At 67.8% G+C, this 19,978-nt stretch carries 25 protein-coding genes; 13 read left to right on the forward strand and 12 right to left on the reverse strand.

The genetic code is table 11. The annotated features are described in order from the left end of the window. Positions 1-58 precede the first annotated feature (58 nt). Positions 59-919: an LLM class flavin-dependent oxidoreductase gene (locus ACIA8C_RS30435; protein ID WP_397140630.1), complete on the forward strand. Its 861-nt coding sequence runs from the start codon at positions 59-61 to the stop codon at positions 917-919. Between the two features lie 5 nt (positions 920-924). Here ACIA8C_RS30435 and ACIA8C_RS30440 read toward each other — a convergent pair whose 3' ends face one another. The 4 genes from ACIA8C_RS30440 to ACIA8C_RS30455 are packed head-to-tail and all read right to left on the reverse strand — an operon-like array spanning position 925 to position 3,590. Next, positions 925-1,773 carry a polyphosphate kinase 2 family protein gene (locus tag ACIA8C_RS30440; RefSeq protein ID WP_397140632.1) on the reverse strand — a complete coding sequence of 283 codons (849 nt, stop codon included), beginning with the start codon at positions 1,771-1,773 and terminating at the stop codon, positions 925-927. A 30-nt stretch (positions 1,774-1,803) separates the two neighbouring features. Beyond that, on the reverse strand, positions 1,804-2,523 hold the full coding sequence (locus tag ACIA8C_RS30445; RefSeq protein WP_397140634.1) for an ESX secretion-associated protein EspG: 720 nt from the start codon (positions 2,521-2,523) through the stop codon (positions 1,804-1,806). A gap of 5 nt (positions 2,524-2,528) precedes the next feature. Next, positions 2,529-3,167 carry a hypothetical protein gene (locus tag ACIA8C_RS30450; protein ID WP_397140636.1) on the reverse strand — a complete coding sequence of 213 codons (639 nt, stop codon included), beginning with the start codon at positions 3,165-3,167 and terminating at the stop codon, positions 2,529-2,531. 30 nt (positions 3,168-3,197) lie between these two features. Further along, positions 3,198-3,590 carry a hypothetical protein gene (locus ACIA8C_RS30455; RefSeq protein WP_397140639.1) on the reverse strand — a complete coding sequence of 131 codons (393 nt, stop codon included), beginning with the start codon at positions 3,588-3,590 and terminating at the stop codon, positions 3,198-3,200. A gap of 168 nt (positions 3,591-3,758) precedes the next feature. Here ACIA8C_RS30455 and ACIA8C_RS30460 point away from each other — a divergent pair, with 168 nt between their 5' ends. The 3 genes from ACIA8C_RS30460 to ACIA8C_RS30470 all read left to right on the forward strand — a co-directional run bounded on the left by ACIA8C_RS30460 (position 3,759) and on the right by ACIA8C_RS30470 (position 6,123). Further along, the gene (locus ACIA8C_RS30460) at positions 3,759-4,493 is read left to right on the forward strand and encodes a GntR family transcriptional regulator (RefSeq protein ID WP_397140642.1); all 735 of its coding nucleotides are present in this window, start codon (positions 3,759-3,761) and stop codon (positions 4,491-4,493) included. An 83-nt stretch (positions 4,494-4,576) separates the two neighbouring features. Next, complete coding sequence (locus tag ACIA8C_RS30465) at positions 4,577-4,780, forward strand: hypothetical protein (protein ID WP_397140644.1); 204 nt, start codon at positions 4,577-4,579, stop codon at positions 4,778-4,780. A 98-nt stretch (positions 4,781-4,878) separates the two neighbouring features. Continuing rightward, positions 4,879-6,123 (forward strand): serine hydrolase, encoded by a 1,245-nt coding sequence (locus ACIA8C_RS30470; protein ID WP_397140646.1) that lies wholly within the window; start codon positions 4,879-4,881, stop codon positions 6,121-6,123. Positions 6,124-6,504: 381 nt separating this feature from the next. Here the strand turns inward: ACIA8C_RS30470 and ACIA8C_RS30475 are convergent, their stop codons facing one another. Next, the gene (locus ACIA8C_RS30475) at positions 6,505-6,699 is read right to left on the reverse strand and encodes a hypothetical protein (protein WP_397140647.1); all 195 of its coding nucleotides are present in this window, start codon (positions 6,697-6,699) and stop codon (positions 6,505-6,507) included. Between ACIA8C_RS30475 and ACIA8C_RS30480 the strand changes: the two genes are divergently transcribed. After that, positions 6,677-6,997, forward strand: coding sequence for a hypothetical protein (locus ACIA8C_RS30480; protein WP_397140648.1), 321 nt, complete (start codon positions 6,677-6,679; stop codon positions 6,995-6,997). The two genes, ACIA8C_RS30475 and ACIA8C_RS30480, sit on opposite strands and share 23 nt — an antisense overlap. 25 nt (positions 6,998-7,022) lie before the next feature. On the opposite strand, the gene ACIA8C_RS30485 is transcribed toward ACIA8C_RS30480, so the two are convergent. The 4 genes from ACIA8C_RS30485 to ACIA8C_RS30500 form a co-directional block, all read right to left on the reverse strand. Beyond that, a complete protein-coding gene (locus ACIA8C_RS30485) occupies positions 7,023-7,655 on the reverse strand; it encodes a class I SAM-dependent methyltransferase (RefSeq protein WP_397140650.1) in 633 nt (210 codons plus the stop codon). An 80-nt stretch (positions 7,656-7,735) separates the two neighbouring features. Continuing rightward, the gene (locus ACIA8C_RS30490) at positions 7,736-8,986 is read right to left on the reverse strand and encodes a saccharopine dehydrogenase family protein (protein WP_397140652.1); all 1,251 of its coding nucleotides are present in this window, start codon (positions 8,984-8,986) and stop codon (positions 7,736-7,738) included. Between the two features lie 19 nt (positions 8,987-9,005). Then, the gene (locus ACIA8C_RS30495) at positions 9,006-10,442 is read right to left on the reverse strand and encodes an ABC1 kinase family protein (protein ID WP_397140654.1); all 1,437 of its coding nucleotides are present in this window, start codon (positions 10,440-10,442) and stop codon (positions 9,006-9,008) included. Between the two features lie 154 nt (positions 10,443-10,596). Then, positions 10,597-11,280 (reverse strand): TetR/AcrR family transcriptional regulator, encoded by a 684-nt coding sequence (locus ACIA8C_RS30500; RefSeq protein ID WP_397140656.1) that lies wholly within the window; start codon positions 11,278-11,280, stop codon positions 10,597-10,599. A 235-nt stretch (positions 11,281-11,515) separates the two neighbouring features. Here ACIA8C_RS30500 and ACIA8C_RS30505 point away from each other — a divergent pair, with 235 nt between their 5' ends. The 5 genes from ACIA8C_RS30505 (at position 11,516) to ACIA8C_RS30525 (ending at position 15,728) form a co-directional block, all read left to right on the forward strand. Beyond that, entirely contained in the window at positions 11,516-12,853 is a 1,338-nt protein-coding gene (locus tag ACIA8C_RS30505) for a DUF445 domain-containing protein (RefSeq protein WP_396991366.1), read from the forward strand. Positions 12,854-12,957: 104 nt separating this feature from the next. Next, entirely contained in the window at positions 12,958-13,461 is a 504-nt protein-coding gene (locus ACIA8C_RS30510; RefSeq protein ID WP_397140658.1) for a helix-turn-helix domain-containing protein, read from the forward strand. Then, positions 13,458-14,132: a heparin-binding hemagglutinin gene (locus ACIA8C_RS30515; protein ID WP_397140660.1), complete on the forward strand. Its 675-nt coding sequence runs from the start codon at positions 13,458-13,460 to the stop codon at positions 14,130-14,132. The genes ACIA8C_RS30510 and ACIA8C_RS30515 overlap by 4 nt, the downstream gene beginning before the upstream one ends. A 129-nt stretch (positions 14,133-14,261) precedes the next feature. Then, complete coding sequence (locus ACIA8C_RS30520; protein ID WP_397140870.1) at positions 14,262-14,552, forward strand: DUF2516 family protein; 291 nt, start codon at positions 14,262-14,264, stop codon at positions 14,550-14,552. 138 nt (positions 14,553-14,690) lie between these two features. Then, entirely contained in the window at positions 14,691-15,728 is a 1,038-nt protein-coding gene (locus tag ACIA8C_RS30525) for an alpha/beta fold hydrolase (RefSeq protein ID WP_397140662.1), read from the forward strand. 73 nt (positions 15,729-15,801) lie between these two features. Here the strand turns inward: ACIA8C_RS30525 and purU are convergent, their stop codons facing one another. After that, complete coding sequence (gene purU / locus ACIA8C_RS30530) at positions 15,802-16,692, reverse strand: formyltetrahydrofolate deformylase (protein ID WP_397140664.1); 891 nt, start codon at positions 16,690-16,692, stop codon at positions 15,802-15,804. A 112-nt stretch (positions 16,693-16,804) separates the two neighbouring features. Between purU and ACIA8C_RS30535 the strand changes: the two genes are divergently transcribed. Continuing rightward, a complete protein-coding gene (locus ACIA8C_RS30535) occupies positions 16,805-17,086 on the forward strand; it encodes a hypothetical protein (RefSeq protein ID WP_397140666.1) in 282 nt (93 codons plus the stop codon). Here ACIA8C_RS30535 and ACIA8C_RS30540 read toward each other — a convergent pair. Beyond that, positions 17,074-17,634 carry a GNAT family N-acetyltransferase gene (locus ACIA8C_RS30540; protein ID WP_397140668.1) on the reverse strand — a complete coding sequence of 187 codons (561 nt, stop codon included), beginning with the start codon at positions 17,632-17,634 and terminating at the stop codon, positions 17,074-17,076. The genes ACIA8C_RS30535 and ACIA8C_RS30540 overlap by 13 nt on opposite strands. A 158-nt stretch (positions 17,635-17,792) precedes the next feature. Between ACIA8C_RS30540 and deoC the strand changes: the two genes are divergently transcribed. Next, positions 17,793-18,461, forward strand: a complete 669-nt coding sequence (gene deoC, locus ACIA8C_RS30545; protein WP_397140669.1) for a deoxyribose-phosphate aldolase — start codon at positions 17,793-17,795, stop codon at positions 18,459-18,461. Positions 18,462-18,537: 76 nt separating this feature from the next. Here the strand turns inward: deoC and ACIA8C_RS30550 are convergent, their stop codons facing one another. Beyond that, positions 18,538-19,269 carry a DUF2993 domain-containing protein gene (locus tag ACIA8C_RS30550; RefSeq protein ID WP_397140671.1) on the reverse strand — a complete coding sequence of 244 codons (732 nt, stop codon included), beginning with the start codon at positions 19,267-19,269 and terminating at the stop codon, positions 18,538-18,540. 99 nt (positions 19,270-19,368) lie between these two features. Here ACIA8C_RS30550 and ACIA8C_RS30555 point away from each other — a divergent pair, with 99 nt between their 5' ends. Next, complete coding sequence (locus tag ACIA8C_RS30555) at positions 19,369-19,977, forward strand: hypothetical protein (protein WP_397140673.1); 609 nt, start codon at positions 19,369-19,371, stop codon at positions 19,975-19,977. The last annotated feature ends 1 nt before the right edge of the window (position 19,978 follow it).

A 19,978-nucleotide genomic window follows, 5' to 3' on the forward strand; every position in this document is an offset into this window, starting at 1 on the left:
CGCCGACGTGGCCGTGGGTATCGCCCGGATGTCGTACCTACCGGGTAGGAATGGTCGGGTGACTGTCCTCGGCGCCGTATTTCGTCCACAGAATCCGCCCGAGCGGCTGCGCGCCGTGGCCCGTACCGCGGAGGCGGCCGGGCTCGACCAGCTGTGGCTCTGGGAGGACTGCTTCCTGGAGAGTGGAATAGCCAGTGCCGCAGCGGTTCTGGCCTGGACCGAGCGGCTGCGGGTTGGTATCGGACTGTTGCCGGTGCCGCTGCGGAATGTGGCGCTGACGGCGATGGAAGCCGCCACTCTCGACCGGCTGTTCCCTGAGCGGCTGCTGCTCGGTGTCGGCCATGGCGTGCAGGACTGGATGGGGCAGGTCGGCGCGCGGGTCGATTCCCCAGTCACGTTGCTCGGCGAATACCTGGACGCGTTGCGCGCGTTGCTCGCGGGCAAACGAGTCACCACCTCCGGTCGCTATGTGCGGCTCGACGAGGTGGCGCTCGATTGGCCGCCGCTCGCGCCGCCGCGGATCTATGCCGGTGCGCGGGGTCCGCGGTCGATTCGCCTGTGTGGGTCGCATGCCGATGGGACGCTGCTGGATTCGATCACCGACGCCGACGGAGTCCGTGCCGCGCGGGTGCTGATCGACGAGGGACGCGCCGCGGCGGGGCGCACCGACGAGCACGTGCTCGTCGCGAGTCTGCTCGCGGTGACGGGTCCCGGCGCCGAGGCCAGGCTCGCCGCCGAACGGACGCCCGACCATGCGCCGGGGGCGGGCGTCGCCGGGGACGCGCACGCGGTGGCTGCCGCCGTCCAGCGATTGGCCGAAGCAGGCGCGGCTACCGTCATCATCCAGCCGACCGCGGACGAGCCGGACCCCGAAGCCTTCATCCGCTTTGTCGCCGAGGAGGTGCGGCCGCTGGTGTAACGGCGTCAGGCGTCGGCGAGGCGGCGCTTCTGCTCTTCGACGTCGAATTTCGCCTCGGGCCATTGGAGGTCGAGTCGGTCCAGCGCGTCGATGAGCAGTTCGGTGATCGCGAGGCGGGCGAACCACTTGCGGTCGGTCGGAATCACGTACCACGGTGCGTAATCGGTGTTGGTGCGGTCCAGCATGGCCTGATAGGCCTCTTGATAGGCAGGCCAGTAAGCGCGCTCGTCGATGTCGGACGGATTGAACTTCCAGTATTTGTCCGGACGTTCCAGCCGTTCCATCAGCCGCTTCTTCTGTTCGTCGAGCGAGACGAACATGGCCACCTTCACCACCGTGGTGCCCTCGTCGACGAGTTCCCGCTCGAAGGTGTTGATCTCGTCGTAGCGCGGCTCCCACTCCTTTTTGGGGACGAGCTCGTGCACCCGCACCACCAGCACGTCCTCGTAGTGCGAGCGGTCGAACACGCCGAGTTGCCCGCCGCGCGGCAGCGCCTTGCGGATGCGCCACAGGAAGTGGTGGCTCTTCTCCTCCTCGGTGGGCACGCCGAACGCGTGATGGTCGACGCCCTGCGGGTCGACCGAGCCGATGACGTGCCGGACGATGCCGCCCTTGCCCGCGGTGTCCATGCCCTGCAGCACAAGCAGCACGCTGCGCGAATCACCGGACCGCCCATTGGCGTAGAGCCGTTCCTGCAGCGCCGAGAGCACCTCGGTGCGTTCGGCAAGCAATGCCTGGCCTGCCGCCTTGTCGCCCTTGAAGCCGGGCGTGCCGTTGGTGTCCAGGTCGGCGATCCGCAATCCATCGGCTCGGAGTGCCTCGGTGGCAGGCACGGACCACTGCTTCTTCGCCATCTCCCACAACTACCACAGCGGGGACCCGGCTCAGCGGATGTGCGCGAGACTGATCAGCTGGGCCGCGAAGTCGTCGTCGGAGACCGGGGTGAGGATGAGGTCCTGCGACGTGGTCAGCAGGTAGCGCCCGTCGCCGGTGAAATCGAGCCAGGTGCGGTGCCGGGTCGGCGGCGACATCGGATTGTCCGGCTCCACGGTGACCGTCAGGAACCCGCGCCCGTCGACCGGCTTGCGCAGGGTCTGGCGGAAGCGGGCGGCGGCGCGATGGCCGTTGGTGAGGAACTGCTCGTCGCGGTCCGGGCCGAGCACCGCGTCCTGCGGTTCGCGCATGGTGCCGAGCTTGCCCGGCTGGGCCGGGCCGATGATCTGCACCAGGCGCTCGCCGACCTGCCTGGCATGGCACATCAGCACCGTCACCTTGTCGGGGGTGGCGACCAGGATGCCCGCGTGATTGTGCACCACCGCGGCGAAGGCCAGGATGCGTTCGGTGTCCGCGCCGGTGCCGTTGCGCGGGGTCGTGCCTCGGTCGCCGGAAACGGTGATGGTGGTGGCGTCGGAACGGCCGCACAGCATGAGCGCGGCGGCCAGATCCGGGTCGGCCTGGCGGGCGAAGCGCTGCGGCAAACGCAGTGCGGCGTACTCGGATTCGGTGCGCACGGTAGCGGCAGGCACCATGTTGACTGGGTACGGCCTGCGGTCGAGGCTGGTTTCGTTTTCCCAGACGTGTGAGAACTCGTCCGGGGTGAGCACCCATTTCACTGTGCGGCGCCCCCGTCGCTCGCGGGCCGCGGTCCGTCGGGGGGCGGGGTGAAGCGCGGCACACGGTTGCCGGTGGCGGGCATGGTCGGGGCGTAGACGTAGGTCATGGTGTCCCGGACATCGGCCTCGATATCGGCCGCGGCACTGTCGTGCGCCATCCGCCGTTTGCCGCCGTAGACCGCCTCGGCCGCCGGGTCGTCCAGCGGCCGGTACGGTAACGGCGGCGGGATGGCGGCCCGGATCGTTTGCGCGGCATCGCAATTCAACTCCATCAAGCGCGCAACGGTGCGGCATACCTCGTGTGCCGCGGTACCGGCGCGGACGAACTCCCTAGTGGCCCGCAACGCGGCGTCGGCGGCGCGGCCCGACCAGTGCGCGAATTCCCGGTTGGCGACGTCGGAAAAGGCTTGGAACGCTTCGGCGAGGGTGTCCGCGTTGGCCTGCCAGGCCGCCGACGCCTGGCCGAGCGCGGCCGGGTTCAGTGCCTCGTGGACGAGGTCCCAGATCTCTTGGTGGCTATACGAACCGAAGCGTTCCCGATCCGGCGCGTAGGCGGGATCGGTTGCGCCGGTGGTTAATCCGGCCAGTTCGCGGCGGATGGTCTCGGCGGCCGCGCGGGCCGCGGGATCGGCCATGGCGGCCCCCTCAGCCGTCTCGGTGCTTGGTCATCGGGCCTCTAGGTGCTCGGCGACCAGCTCGATGGCGGCCTTGTTCGCGGCTTCGGCGTCGGCGAATCTCTTGCCCGCAGCCAGATAGGCGGCCTTGAAGAGCAGCGCGGTTTCCTGGAAGGCCGCGAGGGTGTCCAGGTATTGCCCGCCCTTGTCGTCGAAGCCGCGAGTAAGGCCTTGTCCGCTCGGCAGATTCGGGAATCCCGTCACGTCGGTGATGAGATGTCCGGTGGCCATGGCGTGGTGTAGGTCCTCGACCAGCTTGTCGCAAGCGGCAGCGAGGTTTTCGGCGACGTCGGGCGCCAGCTCGAAGAGTTGACCTCGGCCTGCGCCGGTGGCCGCCGCGTACAGTTGTCTTGCCGTCCCCTGCCCGGTGTCCGGTACCGCCATCTGGGAACCCCCTCTGCTGGTCCAGTCCGTAGCGCCGTACTGGGTGGGCACTCTACCGGGCGGTAACGCCCGCCGGAACCTGGTTGGCCGTGCGCTCCCGCTGTGATGTGGGGCACGATTGTTACACTCACCTACAGGCCTGAGGCGGTGTGCGCAGAGAGGCGACCGGTGCCTGAAATCGACGAAGTGCTGCCGAAATATCTGCGGATATCGGGGTACATCCGCGATCGGATCGAGCGCGGCGAGCTCGCGCCCGGTGACGAGGTGCCGTCCGAACGTGAGCTCGCCGCGCAGTGGAAGGTGGCAAGGCCGACCGCGGCCAAGGCGCTGAATACGTTGCGGCAGCAGGGAATTGTGCAGTCGCGGCGCGGCTCCGGAACCTACGTGGTCGACCGGTCCGACGGTCCGGCCATGCGTGAGCGGGTGCCGAAATACGGTTCGGCCTACGCCGAGAGCGCGTCGATCACCATGCTCGAAGCCGCGGTCGTCACCGCGCCCGACCAGGTCGCCGAGCTACTCGGCCTGCCGAGGGGGAGTGCGGCGCTGATGCGGAAGAGGTTGATCGGCAACGGATCTCACGTCGCCGAGCTGGCGACCTCCTGGTTCGCGGGCGACCTCGCCGCGGTCGCGCCCCGCCTGCTGCGCGCCGAGCGGCTCTCCGATGGCACGCTGCGCTACCTCGAATCGGTGACCGACCGCCGGGTGGCCTATCTGCGCGATCGGGTCGGCGCCCGGCTCGCCACCGCCGACGAGCGGCGCCAGCTCGGGCTGGCCAGGCCGGCGGCGGTGCTGGTCTATCAGCTCACGCTGCACACCGCCGACGGCGCGGTGCTCCAGCTCGACGAGATCGTGCACCCGCCGGACGAGTGGAAGTTCCAACAGGAGTATTCCAGCAGGTCATAGCCACTTTTTCGGCATTGACACCCACGCGCGCCGAATGGCATAGTCCGCCTCGACACTGGCATAGGGCGAGGGTGGGAGGCGTGATGTTCGATCAGTTGACCATCGGTGGCTGGGTGATCGTCGACGAGCACTGCTCGGTTCGGCGGGCACCCCTCCAGCGAGACGACTACTTGACTTTCGTCTTCGAAAGCGGCGGAAACGAATTCGAATTCGCGCTGGCGCCGGGGATGTTTCGTCGCATGGTCGACCTCGCCGCCGCCCCGCCCGGCCAGGACGAGCCGGACTGATCGGGTGCCCGCCGAGTGCCAACTCGGCGGGACCGAGTCCACGGCGAGCGGGCATTTCTCTCATCCTGATCTCAGATCGAGGTCGATATGCTGGGCAAATGAGCACACTCCCGAGCACATTGGTGACGGTTGTCGAGGACGTGGACTCGGTGACGACGGTGGGCGGCGAGGACGATCCGGCGGCGGCCGGGCTGTCGGCGCGAGCCGTCGACGCACTGTGGGAGTCGGTGCGGGACTGGTATCGGATGGGGACGACGCCCGCGATTCAGGTGTGCCTGCGACGCGACGGGAAGATTGTGCTGAACCGGGCCATCGGGCACGGATGGGGAAATGCGCCGAGGGACGCGGCGGATGCGGTGAAGGTGCTCGCGACGCCGGAGACGCCGTTCTGTGGGTTCTCCACCGCGAAAGGGGTTGCGGCGGCACTGATGTTCATGCTGATCGAGCAGGGTGCGTTCCGGCTCGATGATCCGGTGTGCCAGTACATTCCGGAGTTCGCGGCCAATGGAAAGGAGCGCGTCACCATCGGCCAGGTGCTGTCGCATTCGGCGGGCGTGCCGTTTGTCACGCCGCCCTATAAGGGGTTCGAGTTGGTGGTCGACGAGGAATTGGCCGTGCGAGGATTGGCCGACCTGGTGCCCAGTTGGCCGCCGGGACGATTCCGGATTTATCACGCGATGACGAGTGGGCTGATCCAACGGCTGCTGGTGCAGCGGGCGACCGGGAAACGAATGCGCGAGCACCTCGCCGAGCAGGTGCTCGACCCATTGGGGTTCCGCTGGAACAACTTCGGGGTACGGGCCGAGGATGTCGACCAGGTCGTCGCCGGGGTGAAGACCGGGCCCGGGCCGTCACGCATCTCGAAGTTTCTGGCGCGCAAGGCGCTCGGTGGCGGGATGAGCGGGGCGGTCTCCGATGCCGCGACCCGCAGCTTCCTCACCGCCGAACTCCCGTCTGGCAATCTGGTCACCACCGCATTCGAACTGTCGCGCTTCTACGAAATCCTCGCGCGCGGTGGGGAACTCGACGGCGTCCGGATCATGCGGGCGAGCACCTTGCGCGATGCGATACAACCGGCCAACCGGATCCCAGGCCTCGCCGGACGGGTGAGCCGCGCCGGTTTCGAACTGGGCGGGCGCCGATCGAAGTTCGGACGCAACACCCAGACACACTTCGGCCGCAGCGGACTGACCACCCAGTACGGCTGGGCCGACCCGGCCCGCGGCCTGTCCGGAGCCATCCTGACCAGCGGCAAGGCGACCACCGACACACAGCGACCCTGGCAACTCGTCGCGCAGATCTCCGACACCATCGCGCCCACCGCCAAGCCGACCTGGTTGTGAATCACTGATAGTCGCACCGGCCGCGCACTGTTCGACCTGCCGCACCCGAAACCGCGGGCAATTCCCTGCGCGCCAGCACAACTCGTGCGCATCGATCGCTGACCGGCCCACTCCGTCGGCGGCCTAGTCGCGACCGCTTGATCCGGCAAGCCCATGAAAGTAGGGCGGCCGGAAAAGTCACTATTGCGTATCGAAATCGGACATTCGGTCGATAGAGACTGGGGTGCGGTGAGCGCACTCGTTCATCGATGGAGGTTTGACTATGTCGCAATGGAGGAGAAGACCGCGCACGGTTCGGCAGTCGGTTTTGCTGGCCGCCGTGGCCGGAACGTTGGTGCTTGCTCCCGCAACGCTCGTTATACCGGCATTCGCCACCCCCGATCAGAGTTCCACCGCGCCCACCACCGCCGCGCCGGTAACCACGGCCCCGCCGATCACTACGGCCCCGCCGATAACCACGGCCCCGCCGATCACCACCGCGCCCCCGGTAACCACCGCTCCACCGGTCACCACCCCGCCGGTAACCACCGAACCACCGGTCACCACGCCACCGGTGACCACCGAACCACCCGTCACGACCCCTTCCTTCCCGAAGCCGCAAGATCCCGATGACGGCTACGGCCCCGACGGCTTCGACACCTTCGGTTATGACCGCTTCGGTTTCGACCGATGGGGCTACGACAGGTGGGGCTACGACCGATCCGGCTATAACCACTCCGGATACGACCGGTGGGGTTACGACCGGCAGGGCTACAACGCCGAGGGCTACACCTCGCAGGGTTGCGCCCGTTCCGGTGCGGACCGCCCGGACGCCGACCAAGCCGCCTGCGCCCTGCGCCGAGCCCGCCCCTCCACCGGCAGCGCAGGCAGCTGAACCGCCCCTGACCCCGATGGCGGCACTACTCGGGGCGGGTGGCGCTGACGTATTGCAGGAGGCGGTGGACGTCCTGTTCGATGTCGACCAGGCCCGCCGCGGCGAAGAGGTCGGGGAAGGTTCTGGTGTCGAAGACTCGCAGGCCGCTCCAGCCGCCGACGACGCGGCTGACGTCGCCGAACGGATTGTCCGCGCGGTAGCTGGTGGTGATCGCGATGCGGCCGCCCGGCGCGAGCACCCGGAGCATTTCGCGGGTGGCGCCGATCGGGTCCGGGATCAGGTAGAGCGCGCCGAAGCAGCACACCGCGTCGAAGGTGCCGTCCGCGAACGGGAGTACGCGGGCGTCGCCGCGCAGATAGCCGACGCGCGGGCCGGTGTTGTCGGCGACGGCGCGGGCCAGCATCGGTTCCGAGTAGTCGAGGCCGATGGCGAAGCCGTCACCGGTCAGCGCGGTGCTCAGGTGGTGGGTGAAATTGCCGGGCCCGCAGGCGATGTCGAGCACCTTCTTGGCACCGCCGAGGCGCAGCGTGCTGACGGCGTCGCGGCGATCGGACTCCGTCGTGCGCCCGCTGGCCAGGTAGAACAGTGCGGGCCGCCAAGCACGCTCGTACACCGCGGCCAGCGCGGGATGGTTCATGGTGCGTCGCGCCAGGTTCATCGGTGCTCCTCGTCGTGCACAGTCGCGGGCGGGGCGGATCTCGGTGAACGCGCACCGAAATCCGCCCGCCGCATCGTCTTTCAGGCCCGCGCGACCTCGATGGTCATCCCCGCCGCCCGCAGCCGCTCGGTGAGCGCGTCGCCCATCGCGGCCCCGGGAGTGAGGATGCCCGCCAGCTCGGGCTGCTTGTCGGTGTCGAAGGCCAGCGACAGACCGCTCTCGCCGAGCAGCACCGCGGTCGCCTTGTAGCCGGGGTCGCCCTGGCCCGAGAAGGTCGCCACGTACTTGGCGCCCGACGAGGTACGGGTGAACGTCTTCATCGCGAACCAGCCACTGTCGCGGGCTTTTTCGCTCGGTCCGGTGCCCGGCTTGGGCAGCACCCGATCGAGCAGCTTGCGGCCGACCGACACCCGGGACAGCACCGCACCCGTCGCCATGCCCGCGACGATGCCGCCCGCGATACCCGCGGCGACCAGCGGCGCGGCGGGCGACTTGCCCGCGCTCATCACCTCGCGGTAGCGGAAGTTCTTGCCGTACACCCAGCCGAGCAGGCCGTTGGTCCGGCGCACGATCTTGGTGTTGTGCTGTGCCATGACGAACGTGCTCACCCAGCCGTCGAGGCTCGGGTCGATGGTGTTGGCCCGCGCCAGCGCCTGGTCCGACTGACGGCCGACGTCGGGGTCCATCGTCTTGTCCGGGCTCAGCGAATACGGGTGCGAGAGCACCGATCCCTTCTTCGGGTCGGCGGCGATCGCCTCCATCATCGCCCGGCCGGAGTCGATGGTGCCGCCGCTGACGCCGCCCTTGAGCGACGCGACCAGCGTGGTCTCCTCCAGCTCGCCGGTGTTGTCCTCGAGCGAACGCTTGTACAGCTGGTACACGCTCAGGTCCGACGGAATCGAGTCGTACCCAGCGGAATTCACGATCTTCGCGCCGGTCGCGACGGCCTGCTCGTGGTACCGGTCGATCGCGTCCCGGATGAACAGCGGCTCACCGGTGAGGTCGGCGTAGTGGGTGCCCGCCTTCGCACAGGCGGCGACCAGCGGCAACCCGTAGCGCAGGTACGGGCCGACCGTGGTGACCACGACCTTGGTCCGCGCGGCCAACGCGGCGAGCGCGGCCTCGTCGGTGGAATCGGCGACCACCAACCCCCAGCCCGCTGCGGCCGGACCGAGCTCGGTGCGGACCTTGGTGAGCTTGTCCAGCGAGCGCCCGGCCAGCGCGATGCGCGCCGCCTCTGGGGCGGCGGTGAGCAGGTACTGCGCGGTCAGCTTGCCAACGAAACCCGTTGCGCCGAAAAGAATGAGGTCGAACTCGCGATTGTCTGCCATGGTCTTTCCGTTTCTGCGGTTACGCATCGGGGCTTGGTTTGGGGACTTTCTTGACCCTGGTGCGCGGCTTCTTCGGCGCGACAGGCGGGTGCTCGGCCAGCCACGCGTGGTGTGTCTTACCGAGCTCGGTGACGGGCGGCTCGTCGTAGAGCCATTCGCGGGAGATCTGATGCCAGTTCGCGGTGCAGCCGAGCTGACCGAGCATGCCGAAGGTGAGGAAATCGGCGCGGCGGGAGAACAGATGCTCCGGCGGCAGATTCTGCTGCTTCATCCCGGCGAACTCGCTGGCCCTCGGGTCCACCGCGAGCAGGAACGCGCCGCTGGCCAGCTCCGGGGTGATCGTCAGATCCTCGTCGATCAGACACCATTCGGACGCGGCGAGCACGTATTCCAGGCATTCCTCGGCGCCGATCTCCGCCGGCGAGTCGATCACGCCGCGCTGGATCATCAACTCCCGCAGGTCCTCGGCTCGATCCTCGGCGGCCGCGCGCAGGCAGGTCAGCTCGAACTGCACGTGGTCCGGGTCCATCCGGTTGAACAGCCCGAAGTCGAGGAAGGCGACCTTGCCGTCGTCGGCGAGCAACACGTTTCCCGGATGCGGGTCGCCGCAGAATTCGTTGAAGGTGAACAGCGAACCGACGTAGAAGCGGTAGATGATCTCGCCGATCCGGTCGCGCTCGGCGTCGGGCAGCTGCCGGATTTCCTCGAATCCCTTGCCTGCCACGTATTCGCTGACCAGCACCCGGGTGGTGCTGAGCTCCGGCATCGAGCGCGGCACCACGATGAACGGATGCCCGGCGTAGAGCTCGGCGATCTGTAGCTGGGTGTTGGCCTCGGCCTGGTAGTCGAGTTCGCTCTCCATATTGAGCCGCAGCTCGTCGAGCACGGCGGGGGTGACCCACGGCATCGCCGATTGCAGCACCCGGCGGAACATGGCCAGGTTCTTCAGGTCCGCGCGTACCGCGGCGTCGATGCCCGGGTACTGCACCTTGACCGCGACCTGCCTGCCGTCGTGCAGCGTGCCGCGGTAGACCTGCCCGATGGAGGCGGCCGCGATCGGCTCGGCCTCGAACTGGGCGAAGATCGCGCTGATCGGCTGGCCGAAATCGTCCTCGATCACCTGGCGCATCGACTCGAACGACACCGACGGTGCGGCGTTGCGCAACACGGCGAGTCGCTTCTGGAACCGTTCGCGATGGGCCTCCGGCACCAGGTCCATGTCCAGCACGGACATCATCTGCCCGAGCTTCATGGCCACGCCCTTCATGGTGCCGAGCACCATGACCACCTGCTCGGTGGTGCGAATCATGGACTCCTCGGCCATTTTCGCGCGGACGGCCTCGGATCTGCCCCGCATCGACAGCCGCGCACGTTGCGTGCGGATAACCGAGCCGGCTGCGACGGCACCGAGTTTGGTGCCACGAGCAAGCCGGGAGGTCGGTACTTGCTTCGCCATCGAGGTACCTCCATTGGTGCCAGTGCGCGGGGCGGTGACGCGGCCCACCGGGCGCACCGCTCGGGTTCAGAGTAGCCAACCTCGCGGCAAAGTCGAGCCCCTCGTCACACTTTTGCTAGCACCCCAGCTAGCACCCCTGGAGTCGGGCGATTGATCAGTTAGCCGAGTTCGCGCCGGGTGCGGGCAGCACGTGCGACTGCGCGTTGAACACCTCGGCGGAGCCGTTAGCACGCGCCATCCCGTCGATCGCGCTCCAGGCCATCATGGTCAGGTAGTCGATCACCGCTTCGCGGGACATGGTCTTGTTGGTGGTCCACCAGTGCGTGGCCAACTGGATGCCGCCGACCAGCACGTAGGACCAGAGCATCGCGCCGTCGGTCTGGATGCCCTTTTCCGTCGCGCGGTCGATGATGACCGCGGCCACCACCTCGGCGAAGAGCTTCTCGAATTCGGCGAGCGAGGATTGATCGGCCGAGCCGTTGCCCATGATGAAGCGGTAGACCTCGGGGTCCTCGTCGACGGTGCCGACATACTCGGCCAGCGCCGAACGGACCAATTGATACTCGTCCGCGTCCAGGCTGATCGCGCCGTAGACCCGCGGCATCAGGGTGGTCTCGATGAACCGCTGCATGGTCGCGTGGACCAGGTCGTTCTTATCGGAGAAGTACCGGTAGAGGACGGTTTTGGAGACGCCGATCTCGGCGGCGATCTCGTCCATCCCGGCATTGGAGCCGCGTGCTCGGACAGCGGCGAGGGTGCCGTCGACGAGTTCCTCGCGGCGGTCGATCTTGTGCTGGCGCCAACGGCGTTTGCGGCCATCCTGCCGGCCGGTGCGCACCGCCGCCGGTCGGTCGGCGAGTTCGCCGACATCGACAAGGTCATCGGTGGACAGGGTGGGCTCCCTTGTTCGTCGGTTTCTCCTCGGACCACCAGCTTAGGTCCCGGTCGCTGGTGATATGCGCGTTTGGGCACGGATGCGACGGGTTGCACATATTCCGCTCGGAGCGCTTGCGAGCGCGAATGCCGAGGCCGCCCTGCGGCGGGCCGGGCATCCGGCACAGCAGAATGGAGACATGGAGAAAGCTCCCGGCAACATCGCGGTCCTGGAAACGGCCCCGGCGCCCGGTGCGGCCGCGCCGTTCGGCTTCGCCGCGGTCCTCGACGAGGAAAGCAAGCGACGCGACCTCTGGCGGATGAAGGCGCTGGCCACCGGCCTGCTCGCGGTGGCGACGGCGATCTATCTGTTCTGTCGCTGGCTGGAATCGCGGGGCAGCGGCGGCGGCTGGGTGGATTACGTGCGCGCCGCGTCCGAGGCGGGCATGGTCGGCGCGCTGGCCGACTGGTTCGCGGTCACCGCGCTGTTCCGGCACCCGCTCGGCCTGCCCATCCCGCACACCGCGATCATCCGCAAGAAGAAGGACCAGCTCGGCGAGAGCCTCGGCACCTTCGTCGGCACCAACTTCCTTGCCCCGGAGGTGGTTTCGGCGAAGGTCACGTCGGCGCAGATCTCCTGGCGGGTGGGTAAGTGGATGGCCGACCCCGGTCATGCCGCCCGGGTGGCCGAGGAGAGTTCGACGCTGCTGCGGGCGGCGGTCGACGTGCTGCGCGACGAGGACGTCGAGCAGATCATCGACCAGACGATCGTGAAGCGGATCGCCGAACCGCTCTGGGGTCCGCCGATCGGCCGGGTGCTTTCGGAGTTGCTCGCCGACAACCGGCAACTCGTGCTGATCGACCTGCTCGCCGAGCGGGCGCACCAGTGGGCACTGGGTTCGCAGGAGACGATCGACCGAATCGTCTTGCGCGACGCACCGCAATGGGCCCCGAAATTCGTCAACATTTTGCTTTCCGAACGGATCTACCGCGAGCTGGTGGAGTTCACCTGGAAGGTCAGGTCCAACCCCGAGCACGAGGTGCGACTGGCCGCGAATCGCTTTCTCGAGGAATTCGCCGACGACCTGCAGCACGACGACGCGATGATCAAGAAGGCCGAGCGGATCAAGGCGCAGATCATGGGCCGCGACGAAATCACCGGGATGGCCGAGGCGACCTGGCGGGCGGCCAAGCGATTGATCTTGGAATCGGCCGACGATCCGAACAGCACGTTGCGGCGTAAGGTCGGCGAGAACGTGCGGCAACTCGGCGAGCGGTTGCGTGACGACGCCGATATGCGCGCGAAGGTGGACGGCTGGATCGACCGGGGGGCAAGGTATCTCGTAGGGAACTACGCCGGGGAGATCAGCACGCTGGTGACCGATACGGTTGCCAGGTGGGATGCGGACGAGGCAAGCAAGAAGATCGAATTGCAGGTTGGGCGTGATCTGCAATTCATCCGCATCAATGGAACTGTCGTCGGTTCGCTTGCGGGCCTGGTGATTTACACAATTTCGCAGCTGATGTTCGGTGGCTGAGAGCTAGCGCGCCGGATGTTTGCTCAGAGGGTGCTAACAGACTGCTTGCAATAGTTAGCACCCTGTCCTAGAATTGAACTCGTACAACCGCCAGAAGGTGAGTGATGGCAGACCAGCCCGAGGTTTCCGCCGAGTACACCGATAGTCCGGCCGAGCAATCGGCCGGCGTCGGAGAAAAAGCGGCCCGCGTGGTAAACGCGGCGCACGACATCGGAGGCTTCATCCGGGCACAGCGAGAGGCCGCGCAAGTCTCGCTGCGTCAGCTCGCCACCCTTGCGGGAGTGAGTAATCCGTACCTCAGCCAGATCGAGCGCGGATTGCGCAATCCATCCGCCGAGGTACTCGCGCAGATCGCCAAGGCACTGCGGGTGTCGTCGGAGGTGTTGTACGTCCGGGCCGGTTATCTCGAACAGCGGCCACACAGCCCGGTCCGGGATGCCCTGCTTGCCGATACGTCTGTCAGCGAACGGCAGAAGCAGGTGCTGCTCGAAATCTATGAATCGTTTCGCCGGGAAAACGGAGGGAACGAGCCAGGGGGGGATGGGGACAGCGTCGTTCCGCGCACAACAACCGAAACTCCGCCACGCCAGGAGAACGAAATACCATGACCGAGAAGACCAACCCGACCGTGACCAAGCCGATCCTCGCGACCGTCGGTGCGGGCGACGCCATCTACGCCGCCGTGACCGATGTGGTCACCCAGGTGCGTGAGCGCGCCGCCGCGACCGACGTTTCCGCCCGGGTCGAAGAGGCCCGTGAGCGCTTCGCCAACGTGCCCGCCGACGTGCAGGCCCAGTTCGAGACGCTGCGCGAGCGGCTGGCCGGACTGCCCTCGGAACTGCCGGAGGACCTCGCCGAGCTGCGCGAGAAGTTCACCCCCGAGGAACTGCGCACGCTGGCCGACAAGTACTACCACCAGGTGCTCGACATCTACGCCGATCTCGCCGTGCGCGGCGAGGAGACCGTGGAGCGGCTGCGCGCCAACCACCTGGTCGAGGAGCAACTCGAGCGCGTCGAGGGCCTGTACAAGGACGCCGCGACCCGCGCCGAAGACGTGCTCGGTCGCGTCAACGGACTGCTCGGCCGTCCGGCCAAGGTCGAGGACGAGGCCGCCGCGCCGGTCGTCGATGCCGAGGTCGTCACGGTGACCACCGAGACCACCCCCGCCCCCGAGGCCAACGGCGCGCCCGTCGAGCCGGTCGCGCCTGCCGCGCCCGTCGCCAAGAAGGCTCCGGCCAAGAAGGCGCCCGCCAAGAAGGCCGCGCCGAAGAAGGCATGATCCGACCGATCCGCCGCCGGCTCTGAGCACTGATCCGCAAGGGCCGCACGGCTATTGGCGCAAGACCGGGCAACGCCCCCGCACACTCTGAGGTGCGGGGGCGTTGCTCGTATGATGGGACAGGTGAATATGGTGCACGGATTGACCGGGATGATCCTGCTCGTGCTGTGGCTGGCCGCGCTCGGCGCGACGATCTTCGCGCTGATCCATGCCGTGCGGCAGCGTTCGGACGCGTTCACCGCGGTGGACAAGCTGACCAAGCAGATCTGGCTGGCGATCCTCGGTGTCGCCGTGGTTCTGCTGCTGCTCTCGCCCGCCGGCCTCGGCCTGCTCTCGTTCGCCGCCATCATCGCGACCGGTATCTATCTGGCTGATGTGCGGCCGAAGGTGGATGAGATTCAGCGCGGTCCGCGCTGGTAGCAGCGCCGCGGCCAGGCACGGCCGCGCTCCGGTGTCAGGCACCGGACAACGAATACTCGATAACTTTTCGAGTGCTAGCACTAGCTAGCGGCGCACATCGGAGTTACTGTATCTAGCAGTAACACAAAGGAGTGTCCGATGCGTGCCATGCTGCCGACTGCGTTGGTGAACTTCCCGAGTCAACTTCGGGGGTCGCTCGACGCGCACCGCGCGAACCTGCGTTCCCGTACCTACGCGACCGCCGCGTTCAACCCGCCCGCGCTCGCGCCCGAGGTGATCCCGGTGACCACCCGCGACGGCGCCCGGCTCCGGGTGCACGCCTACGGCCCCGCCGACCGGCCGGTGCTCGTGCTGGTGCACGGCTGGAGCTGCTGCATCGAATACTGGAACGCGCAGATCAATGCCTTCGCAGGCGAGTACCGCGTGGTCGCCTACGACCAGCGCGGCCACGGCGAGAGCGACCGGGGCGACAGCCCGCTCAGCATGGACCTGCTCGCCGACGACCTCGCCACCGTGCTCGGCGCGGTGTTGCGTCCCCGGCAGCGGGCCGTGCTCGTCGGCCACAGCCTCGGCGGCATGACCTTGCAGGCCTGGGCCGGGCGCTACCCCGACCGGGTCGCCGAGCAGGCCCTCGCCGTGCTGCTGACCAATACCGCCCCCGATCGACTGGTCTTCGAGACCACCGTGGTGCCGCTGATGAATCGGCCGATGCGGCTGCTGAAGCTGAAGGTTCCGCTGCCCTTCCTGTTCGGTCGCCTCGGGCTCGGCGCGCCCCTCGTCTTCCCGCCCATCGCCCCGGTGCGCTGGCTGTTCGCGCGCTCGATCATGACCACCAAGGCCACGGGCGACCTGCTCGACTTCAGCATGGCCATCGTCCGGTCCTGTCCGGCCGTGATCCGCGCCAGGTTCGGCAGGCTGCTCGCCGACATGAACGTCGGCGAGGCAGCGCGCAACCTGGTGGTGCCCACCACGGTGATAGCGGGCTCATTCGACGACATGACGCCCGTGGTGCACTCCGAGCGAATCGCCCAAATGCTCAGGGAGACAGGCACTCTGGCGCGTTTTGTGCAGCTCCCCACTGGCCACCTCGGCAACATCGAAGCCTACGAACAGTTCAACGAGGAGCTAGGCCACGTCCTCGAATCGGTCCGCCTGCGCGCCGAAATCGCAGGCTGAATCCCCATCGAGGCGAGTCATACGGTCGCTTTCAAAGATCAACTAGCGACCGTATGACTCACTTCGATTGAGCTCAGGTGAAGACGACGGTGCGGCGGCCGTGTACGAGGACGCGGCCTTCCAGGTGCCAGCGCAGGCCGCGGGCCAGGACGACGCGTTCGATGTCGCGGCCCTGCCGGATCATGTCGCGGACGTCGGCGGCGTGGTCGATGCGGCTCACGTCTTGCTCGATGATCGGGCCTGCGTCTAGTTCCGCCGTGACGTAGTGGCAGGTGGCGCCGATCAGTTTCACGCCGCGGGCGAATGCCTGGTGGTACGGGCGGGCGCCGACGAATGACGGCAGGAAGCTGTGGTGGATGTTGATCGCCCGGCCGGTCCAATGCGCGCACAGCTCCGGCGGGAGCACCTGCATGAATCGGGCGAGCACCACCGCGTGCGGGTTGTGCGAGTCGACCAGCGAGCGCACCTCCGCGAAGGCGGGGCCGCGCTCGGCCGGGTCCTTCGGGAACCGCACATGATGGAACTTCACGCCGTGTGCCTCGGTCATCTCGGCCAGGTCGGGGTGATTGCCGACGACCGCCTCGATGGTCGCGGGCAGCTCGCCGCTGGCGGCGCGGCCGAGCAGATCGTGCAGGCAGTGTCCGTCCTTGCTGACCAGCAGCACCGCCTTGCGCCGTTCGCCGGAATCGAGCAACTGCCATTCCGTCTCCGGACCCAGCTCGGCGGCGACCCCGGCGAATCGATCGCGCAGTTCCGCGAGCCCGAACGGCACCGTCGAGGCCTTGATCGCCTGGCGGGTGAAGAACCAGCCGCTGTCGGTGTCGGAGTGGTAACCCGCCTCCACGATCGATCCGCCGAAGTCGGCGATGAACGAGGTGATCCTGGCGATGATGCCCGGACGGTCGGGACAGCCGAGCGTCAGTACGAAGCGGCGGTCGTCCAGGGCGGGTAGAGCGGAACTCATGGGCTCATCCTTCCAGGTCGCGCTAGGTGGCCCGCGAATAGGTTTGCCCGAGCGCCGAAGGCACGCGGCGTGGCGGAGTCGCCTGCGGGCGTCGAGGTCCCAGGATGACCTAGTGGACGGTTTGAAGTTTGTGCGGCAGATAGACGGGCTGACATACGAATTCGCGCCGGACGGATCGGCGCACGGTTATCCGTCTTTCAAACGCGTCGATCTCGACCTGTGGTGCCGACGGTTACCGGACGTCGGCTGGTGCGTGGTCACCGCGTCGGGGGCGGTGTCGAGCAGGCCGTTCGATGACGCGGGGCACGGCGACCGGCCGCCCGAGGGGACCTGGGTGGGTCGCAAGGACGATCGCTCGTACGTGTACGACCTGGTGCGCGCTCACATCTCGTAAAACGGCTCCGGGTAACGGAATTCGCCGGTGATCCTGGAGTCGTAGGCGCTGAGCGCGCGCACCTGGAAGTGCGATACCCAAGCCGGGTCGTCGGGCGCGATGCCGAGGCGCGCGGCGGGGACGAAGCCGAATTGCGGGTAAAAGTCGAGGTGGCCGAGCAGACAGACCAGGGGCTCGTCGAGGGCGTCGGCGGCACCGAGAACGGCGTGCATGAGGGCCGAGCCGACACCGGTGCGCTGATGTTCGGCGAGAATCCCGATCGGGCCGAGCGCCAGCACCGGGAACGGGCCGATGGCTCCTCTGGTCAGGCAGACGTGGCCGATCACCGTCTGGTACTCCACCGCCACCATCGAGAGCGTCGGCATCCAGCCGGGGTCGCTGCGCAGCCGGGCGACCAGATCGACCTCGGGCGGATCGGCGCCGTCTTCGCCCGGCGGTTCGCCGGTGAGTTCGGTCAGGTCACCATCCGCCTGGTGCGGACCGAACGCGCTGCGATGTACGGCAGCGATCCCGGCGATGTCGTCGGCGCGTTCGCGACGGATCAGCACGGTGTCGTCTCCTCCCGAACCGAGTAGGGCCTCTGGCGCACACGTTAATCAGTCGACCGCTGCGGCACTACCGGCGATCTGTCACCAGGTACGAGTGTGCGGGATGTGTCGCCAGGCGCGCAACGGAATTCGCCACAGGTGTGCCAGACTCTCAGCTCATGGCAAGTTCCGCGTCTCCGACCAGGGCCGAAGTGGCCGCCATGATCGATCACACACTGCTGGCGCCGGGGGCGACCCCCGACGACGTCGCCGCGCTGATCTACGAAGCCCGCGAACTGGGGGTGCTTGCGGTGTGCGTTTCGCCGTCGATGCTGCCGGTGCAGGCGCCGGGGCTGGTGGTGGCGACGGTCGCCGGATTCCCGTCCGGCAAACATCATTCGCTCGTCAAGGGCGCCGAAGCGCGGCTGGCGGTGGACCAGGGCGCGGCCGAGGTGGACATGGTCATCGATGTCGGCGCGGCGCTCGCCGGCGACTACAACGCGGTGCTCGCCGACATTGTGACGGTGCGCGAGGCGATGGGCGATCGCGCGGTGCTCAAGGTGATCATCGAGGCGGCCGCGCTGCCGGACGAGGCGATCGTCGAGGTCTGCCGGACCGCCGAACGCGCCGGTGCGAATTTCGTGAAGACCTCCACGGGTTTTCACCCTGCGGGCGGCGCCAGCGTGCACGCGGTCGAGCTGATGGCCGCGACCGTCGGCGGACGGCTCGGCGTTAAGGCGAGCGGTGGTATCCGCACCGCCGCGGCCGCGGCGGGGCTGATCGCGGCGGGCGCGACCCGGCTCGGGTTGTCCAAGTCGCGTGAGGTACTCGACGGGTTCCCCGCCTGAGGCGGTTGGGCCGCAACGGCTCCCGGATCGGCGACGAAGCTGCCTGGCAGCTCGGCGAATTCGCCACGCGCCGGGGTCAGGAGCAGGTGGCGTTGGTGTTGTTGTCGGCCGCGGGGAGCTCGGCGCGGCTGCCCGCGAGCTTGACGGCGATGCCTTCGTCGGTGACCTGCACGTCGGTCGGCCGCATGTTGTACGGGTAGCTCTGCAGGCTCTTGGTGAACACCTCGACGATGCCCTGCACCAGGTCGGTGGGCAGACCGACGCCGAGCAGCTGCGCCGACATCGTCTCCACCTCGATGACGCCGCCCTTGATGACCGGCTTCACCTGCAGCTGAGCCAGTCCGCCGAGCACGTCCAGGGTCAGCATGTTCGAGCTCGCGGACGATTTCACGCCGCTGACCAAACCGCCGAGCGTCTGCCGGATGCCGTCGTTGTGCCAGCTGACATCGGCCGACGAGCTGCCGATCACCGCGCCGCCGCGGCCGTTGTCGGTGACCTCGACGTCGTGGAACTCGGCGTGCACCACCATGCCGACCGCGGGGCCGAACTTGGTGTCGTCGCTGTCCACCTTCACCGTTGGCACCTTGCCGTCGATCCAGGTGATCAGCATCGGCTTGGCGCCGAAGCTCACGTCGATCTTCGACCCCATCTCCTTCTCGAATTGCGTACTGATGCAGCGGGACACGGTGTGCCTGGCGTACGCCTCGCCGCCGACCAGGGCCGTGGCGAGCAGGATCGCTACCACGATCAGGGCGATCAGCAGGGTCCGCCGGGTGATCGTCATAGTGGACGGTGGCTTGGTACTCATGCGGCTGATTCTTCCCCAACTTTCTGTGCCGTCTCTGAGGGGGCATTGTGGGGATCGAATGTGACATGTGACACAGGAATCGAGCGTAGCCTGATGCACATGGCTGGCGAAGCGGCGGGCCGCGCATTCGGTTCCGCGGACCACGGATGGCGGGTGCTGCGCCGATTGGCCGGTCGCCACGCGGGTTTCTTCACCACCCGGCAGGTGCTGCGCACCCGATGTGAGGCACGAGTCCGCATTGCGCTCGGCGACGGCTCGGTGACCAGGGCCGGGGTCGGCCTGCTTCGCTTGGCCGAGTGGCCGGCCGGCCCGCTCGACGAATACGCCATGTGGGCAGCCTGGTTCGACGGCGCCGCGGCGGTCTCCCATCACAGCGCGGCCGAGTTGCACGGCATCGGTCGACTACGTCCCCGATTCTTGCACCTATCGGTGGGGTCCGGCCGTCCGCCGGTGACGCCGCGACTGGTGGTGCTGCGGCGTTCGCTGATCGGCACCGAGATCGAGTCGGCAGGCCCCTTCCTGGTGACCACGCCGCTGCGCACGGTGCTCGACCTGGCCGAGGCGGACATCGGGCAGTCCGCGCTGGACGAGGTGGTCGCCGACGCGATCGCCATCAACCGCTGCACCAGCGACGAAATCCGTTCCGCCGGTGCCGGTCTGACCCAACGCGGGGCGGCCAGGGTCTATCGCGCACTGACCGGCGCGTAGC

This window comes from Nocardia sp. NPDC051321, from assembly GCF_044455225.1.
Classification (GTDB): Bacteria; Actinomycetota; Actinomycetes; order Mycobacteriales; family Mycobacteriaceae; genus Nocardia.

Bases quoted from the DNA above. Each gene is read 5' to 3' on its own strand.
- ACIA8C_RS30440 (WP_397140632.1), bottom strand. From the start codon at position 1,773: ATGGCGAAGAAGCAGTGGTCCGTGCCTGCCACCGAGGCACTCCGAGCC.
- ACIA8C_RS30450 (WP_397140636.1), bottom strand. From the start codon at position 3,167: ATGGCCGATCCCGCGGCCCGCGCGGCCGCCGAGACCATCCGCCGCGAA.
- ACIA8C_RS30455 (WP_397140639.1), bottom strand. From the start codon at position 3,590: ATGGCGGTACCGGACACCGGGCAGGGGACGGCAAGACAACTGTACGCG.
- ACIA8C_RS30465 (WP_397140644.1), top strand. From the start codon at position 4,577: ATGTTCGATCAGTTGACCATCGGTGGCTGGGTGATCGTCGACGAGCAC.
- ACIA8C_RS30470 (WP_397140646.1), top strand. From the start codon at position 4,879: ATGAGCACACTCCCGAGCACATTGGTGACGGTTGTCGAGGACGTGGAC.
- ACIA8C_RS30485 (WP_397140650.1), bottom strand. From the start codon at position 7,655: ATGAACCTGGCGCGACGCACCATGAACCATCCCGCGCTGGCCGCGGTG.
- ACIA8C_RS30490 (WP_397140652.1), bottom strand. From the start codon at position 8,986: ATGGCAGACAATCGCGAGTTCGACCTCATTCTTTTCGGCGCAACGGGT.
- ACIA8C_RS30495 (WP_397140654.1), bottom strand. From the start codon at position 10,442: ATGGCGAAGCAAGTACCGACCTCCCGGCTTGCTCGTGGCACCAAACTC.
- ACIA8C_RS30505 (WP_396991366.1), top strand. From the start codon at position 11,516: ATGGAGAAAGCTCCCGGCAACATCGCGGTCCTGGAAACGGCCCCGGCG.
- ACIA8C_RS30510 (WP_397140658.1), top strand. From the start codon at position 12,958: ATGGCAGACCAGCCCGAGGTTTCCGCCGAGTACACCGATAGTCCGGCC.
- ACIA8C_RS30515 (WP_397140660.1), top strand. From the start codon at position 13,458: ATGACCGAGAAGACCAACCCGACCGTGACCAAGCCGATCCTCGCGACC.
- ACIA8C_RS30520 (WP_397140870.1), top strand. From the start codon at position 14,262: ATGGTGCACGGATTGACCGGGATGATCCTGCTCGTGCTGTGGCTGGCC.
- ACIA8C_RS30525 (WP_397140662.1), top strand. From the start codon at position 14,691: ATGCGTGCCATGCTGCCGACTGCGTTGGTGAACTTCCCGAGTCAACTT.
- purU (WP_397140664.1), bottom strand. From the start codon at position 16,692: ATGAGTTCCGCTCTACCCGCCCTGGACGACCGCCGCTTCGTACTGACG.
- deoC (WP_397140669.1), top strand. From the start codon at position 17,793: ATGGCAAGTTCCGCGTCTCCGACCAGGGCCGAAGTGGCCGCCATGATC.
- ACIA8C_RS30550 (WP_397140671.1), bottom strand. From the start codon at position 19,269: ATGAGTACCAAGCCACCGTCCACTATGACGATCACCCGGCGGACCCTG.
- ACIA8C_RS30555 (WP_397140673.1), top strand. From the start codon at position 19,369: ATGGCTGGCGAAGCGGCGGGCCGCGCATTCGGTTCCGCGGACCACGGA.